Annotated in this window: 4 protein-coding genes; all 4 read right to left on the bottom strand. The window is 43.1% G+C overall.

Going from position 1 to position 4,499, the window contains the following annotated elements:
* Positions 1–73 precede the first annotated feature (73 nt).
* Positions 74–1,027: a DMT family transporter gene (locus EH228_RS09705; protein WP_152321477.1), complete on the bottom strand. Its 954-nt coding sequence runs from the start codon at positions 1,025–1,027 to the stop codon at positions 74–76.
* A 632-nt stretch (positions 1,028–1,659) separates the two neighbouring features.
* On the bottom strand, positions 1,660–1,812 hold the full coding sequence (locus tag EH228_RS20495) for a hypothetical protein (RefSeq protein ID WP_240116265.1): 153 nt from the start codon (positions 1,810–1,812) through the stop codon (positions 1,660–1,662).
* Positions 1,813–1,845: 33 nt separating this feature from the next.
* A complete protein-coding gene (locus EH228_RS09690; protein WP_152321476.1) occupies positions 1,846–3,123 on the bottom strand; it encodes an ATP-grasp domain-containing protein in 1,278 nt (425 codons plus the stop codon).
* 115 nt (positions 3,124–3,238) lie between these two features.
* Entirely contained in the window at positions 3,239–4,168 is a 930-nt protein-coding gene (locus EH228_RS09685) for a GlxA family transcriptional regulator (protein ID WP_152321475.1), read from the bottom strand.
* Positions 4,169–4,499: the final 331 nt, after the last annotated feature.

The raw sequence follows: 4,499 nt of genomic DNA, 5'->3' as shown, positions 1-4,499 counted from the left end.
CATGGGCAGGTAACATCACAAAAAAACAGCATGTTACCTGATAAGTCGCTTAACACGACAGAACCCTTTTTATCTATTCTTTCTTTTCCTTATTTACAATTTTTACTTTAGATTTCATATAAACCCCATAGGATAAAAAAATCAAAGAACATAAAATGTAAATAAACGTTTCAAATGAAAATAAAATACGTTTACTGAACTGCTGTGATAAAAAATAGAATAACGGTGCCAATACTAATGCAAATGACACAACCAAAGGTGGAACTTTACTGATCCCAACCTGCAAAATATATAGAGGTAAAACATTCCCGAATAGCGCTACAATCAGCAACGTCAACCAATACTGATGCAGCGTTACCATTATCTCATCATAACCAGCGATATAAACGCCCATCAGCACAATCAAGACGAAGCGAAATGTCATGATGCTATGAGGTTTTACGCCTTGGTTATTCAAACGTTTTGAAAATATGGTATTTAACACCATTGAAAGACCGCATAAAAATGCCATGCCGATCCCTATAACGGCATGATTGCGGGAGATATTCCCCAATGCGCTGGTACCGTTCATCGTGGAACGGATAATCAGCAACATGCAGATAAACACACCGATAGCAGAGAATATCTCGGCTCGGCTCAACTTATCGCTTTTAGCAATTTTCACCGTAATAAAAAGTGTCAGCATTGGACCAATTGCATTCGCCAGCGCAGATACCACCGCTGGTTCGATATATTTTAGCGCCACAAAGAATCCCAGCCAACTTCCCGCCGTGGTCAGGTTAATAGCAAGTACGTTATAAAACTTAGCGGCAGGGGCCGTCGGTATGTTTTTCTTGTCTTTATAAAAGAAAGACACGCCCATAAAAAAAACGCTAACAAAGAAAAACGTAATAGTGATGGTGGCAAATAAATTAGCCTTTTGCAGCAACCCCGATAAATAAACTGCCTGTATTCCAGACAGCAGGTTAAACATCAATATATAGCCGATGCCGAAAAAACTGCCATTTTGATTATCAACGATCCCCATATTCCTTCCCGTAACCCGTCATTATAAATAGAGCCAATAAATGGATAGATTGATGATTAACTCTCAGCGCTTAAGGCTTGGCCGAGAATACATACCGCCTCCTCAAGCAACGCTGTTTCAATCGTCAGAGCAGGAAGTAAGCGTACCACCGCACCATGACGATCCCCCCGTTTCAACAATCAAACCATTCTCAAAACAACGACGTTTTACGCGCGCAGTCAGGCCACCAAGCGGCCAAATTTATCGCTCCCCTCACCCTCTGAATCGCCTTAACAATAATCGCCGCAGGTCTGCTAATCCCACTTTCAGGGTCAACTAACGTTTGTCGGGCTTGCTCTCGTTAGTCATACGCCCAAGCAAACCTGCTGGCCAACGCCGATACAGCTTCAAATATGACGACTATTAGCAAAGGCGTGGTAGTTCAGTCCCGACCAATTGCTCCAACGTGTAAGAATCACCCTCACTCTGACGCATCGCTCGGTTTCATAAAAACCGTTATCTTTATTCTTTTCAACCACAATATCCGCAGGATGCAAAAACTCATTAATAATCTCCGCACCATGAGTTCCTTTCTGTACCGGGAGGAAACCATTATAGCGTTCTACATTAGGGGCATCGGGCAAGTTAACCAGTTATAGATGGACAGTCATATGCCCCATTTCACGCATATTACTCATGAACGAAACAAAGCGCTCTTTAAATGCATCCACGGCGGCAACACGTTCAGGGTTTTTCTCTACCAAGTCATATTGCAGATCATTAGTCAGCACAGCTATCTTTTTCATTAATTAATCCTTTAAAAATATTATTGAAAATAACTACACGTCAAAAATAAGATTCTCTTTTTCTAGTTTTAACAAAAGATTTCTATCTTCTTCAATCTGATGAGCATTGTCGTGAGTGAGAATAACTTTTAACGGGCAGGTATATAAATCAACCGTTTCAGCAATAGACTCACCCGGCTTTACGTACCAGAATGCGTCAAAGTAGGATGGCAAATTCTCGACAACGCTTTGTCCACGAATCGCTTTTACTTTTCCACCTTCACCTGAAATATAGAAATGAATAAGAATTTTTCTATCCAGATTCAACGGTTCTTTAGCGCGGCGATGGAACGAAGGATGATCGATATAAGAATCAACGAGCAATTCAATTTGGGACCATTTCGCACATTTCTGCACAACTGCTGGAATATTGCCACCATGCATACGCGCACCGACTTCCACTAGCACAGGTTCTCCGTTGCTAATAATAATTTCACTGTGCCCAGCACCTTGGTGAATATCTAACGCCTTCAGTACCTGATCGTTATAGGCAATCAACTTTTTGGCAATCGGGTCGTCGACCTCTAGCGCACGAATAGCGCGATAAACAAAAGCGACGTTGTTAGCAGCGACTTTCTCATACACGAATACGTTACAGGTAACGGTTTGACCATTAAGCGTCACGGTGTCGACCACATATTCATGGCCATCCAGAAACTCCTGTACCAGTACGAAAGCATTCTCCTGCTCGAATTTATTCAACTTACCTAAAATCAGCGAGCATGCGTATTTCACCTCATCCAGATCGTGGCAAGTCGTTACGCAATCTGAGCCAGCCGAATTTACCGGTTTAACCACCACAGGGAATACGTTATGTTCTGCAACCCAGCGAATGATTTCGTCTTCGCTCGCGCTCATTTTTTGCAGTGGGGCGCGTAAACCTGCGGCCCGCACCGCTTCGCCCATGGAAAATTTGTCGCGACGTCTTTCGCTGGTAAATACGTTATTGCCCGGAACGTCTAGCAAGTTAGCCACACGATCCGCCAAAGCCACGCTGGTTTCTAAGCAAGACACCACGGCACGAATATCTAACTGGCGCAAAACGTTGGAGATCTTTTTCACATTACCGTCGAAGCGAATTTCCATGAAGAAATCATCACGGCGGTATGATCCTGCAAATACCGCAGGAATGTTTTTCTGAGATATTAGCGCTATGCACTCCAAGCCACGTTTCTTAAACTCAGCGGCTAATAGAGCACCGCTAGAAAATGGGTCAACAATAACGCAAAATTGTTGATACATAATAGCCGACCGACTTATATTACTTTCCATATCAACACTCTCTCGCTTACTGTAAGTAATTGTAAATATCAAATCAAAAACATAAATATATATTTATCTGGCAAGAACGTGAATCCAGATGAAATTATATAATTATATATAAAAATCAATCTCCTGAGGCTCCTGCACGCTTTTCCGCTCGTCGCAATTGACGAGAGGAAGAAAAACCGGCAACTAAGGCTGCTTTTTCAATGCCCATGCCACTTTGAATATATTGCTGCGCAAGTACCAAACGCATCTGTTCATGAAACTCACGTACGCTAATACCAAGATACTGACGAAATAAACGTGATAAATGACGCGGGCTAACGTGAATAAGCGCAGCCAGTTCCTCTATGCTCCGGTTCTTCTCTGGTGAAATTGCAATGATATCCTGAGCACGATGGATAACTGGATGATGATGATGTCGGAATATTAACCACGGAGACATTTGCATATCGTTGCCTGCCCGCGGGAAATAGACCAGCATCTCTCTCGCCACCCTCATCGCTTCTTGCGGGCTACAAAGCCTGTGCACTAAATGCAGTGCTAAATCAACGCCAGCCATAATACCAGCACAGGTACATACGCCTTTATCTTCAATAAAGATGCAGTTTTCTTTCACCAAGGCCGCCGGTGCAAGTGTCCGTAATCGGTCCAAAATATCGTGGTGCGTCGTACATTGAATGCCATCTAACAGGCCAGCTCTAGCCGCTAGCAATGCACCGGAGCAGATGCATACGATACGAAGTTCCCGACAACTCACCTTTTCTCGCCATCCCTTAAGCCATTCTAGTGCAATCAACGCTTCTTCAGTGCCGAAATCAACCTGCGAATTAATGACTCCGGGCAGGACCAACAGACTACCTTTAGACAATGTCTCCGGCAGCGATTTTAAGTCACCGATCATCATCCCCGTTGAACAACTCACACTTTGTTTAGGGCTAACATAATGAATTTTAAAATGATCACTTGCCAGCTGCAGCGTTTCCGATGGCCCGATAATATCTAACATCATCATGTTCGGTAAGATCAAAAAGTAGACATCTATACTCATTTTGTTGTAAGTCCTACCTATAATCAGCCACATATCTGTACCTAAAGTGCTGAGTCTATAATGCTCGTAACTATTTCAAATTTAAATGCCATATACTGACAAGTTCCTGTCTGATACGGACAATGTGTAACAATTGGAGTTCGCATAGGTCGGCTCTTCTTATTTGTTAGTGAACAATTATGCTATTGAGCGGTAATCTCCGGCCCCTAATCTGTTCTTATCGTAGCCGGATAACCACCCCCTCTGTCAGGATAGTTGTCACCCCCATCAAAAACACTAATGGGGCGGTGAGGAAACACCATGAAACGCCTTTCGCCAGAACGAAAATCAG

Source organism: Erwinia endophytica, assembly GCF_009295515.1.
Lineage (GTDB): Bacteria > Pseudomonadota > Gammaproteobacteria > Enterobacterales > Enterobacteriaceae > Erwinia > Erwinia endophytica.
This window is presented reverse-complemented; position numbering and strand designations above follow the sequence as displayed.

Bases quoted from the DNA above. Each gene is read 5' to 3' on its own strand.
- EH228_RS20495 (WP_240116265.1), bottom strand. From the start codon at position 1,812: ATGAAAAAGATAGCTGTGCTGACTAATGATCTGCAATATGACTTGGTA.
- EH228_RS09690 (WP_152321476.1), bottom strand. From the start codon at position 3,123: ATGGAAAGTAATATAAGTCGGTCGGCTATTATGTATCAACAATTTTGC.
- EH228_RS09705 (WP_152321477.1), bottom strand. From the start codon at position 1,027: ATGGGGATCGTTGATAATCAAAATGGCAGTTTTTTCGGCATCGGCTAT.
- EH228_RS09685 (WP_152321475.1), bottom strand. From the start codon at position 4,168: ATGAGTATAGATGTCTACTTTTTGATCTTACCGAACATGATGATGTTA.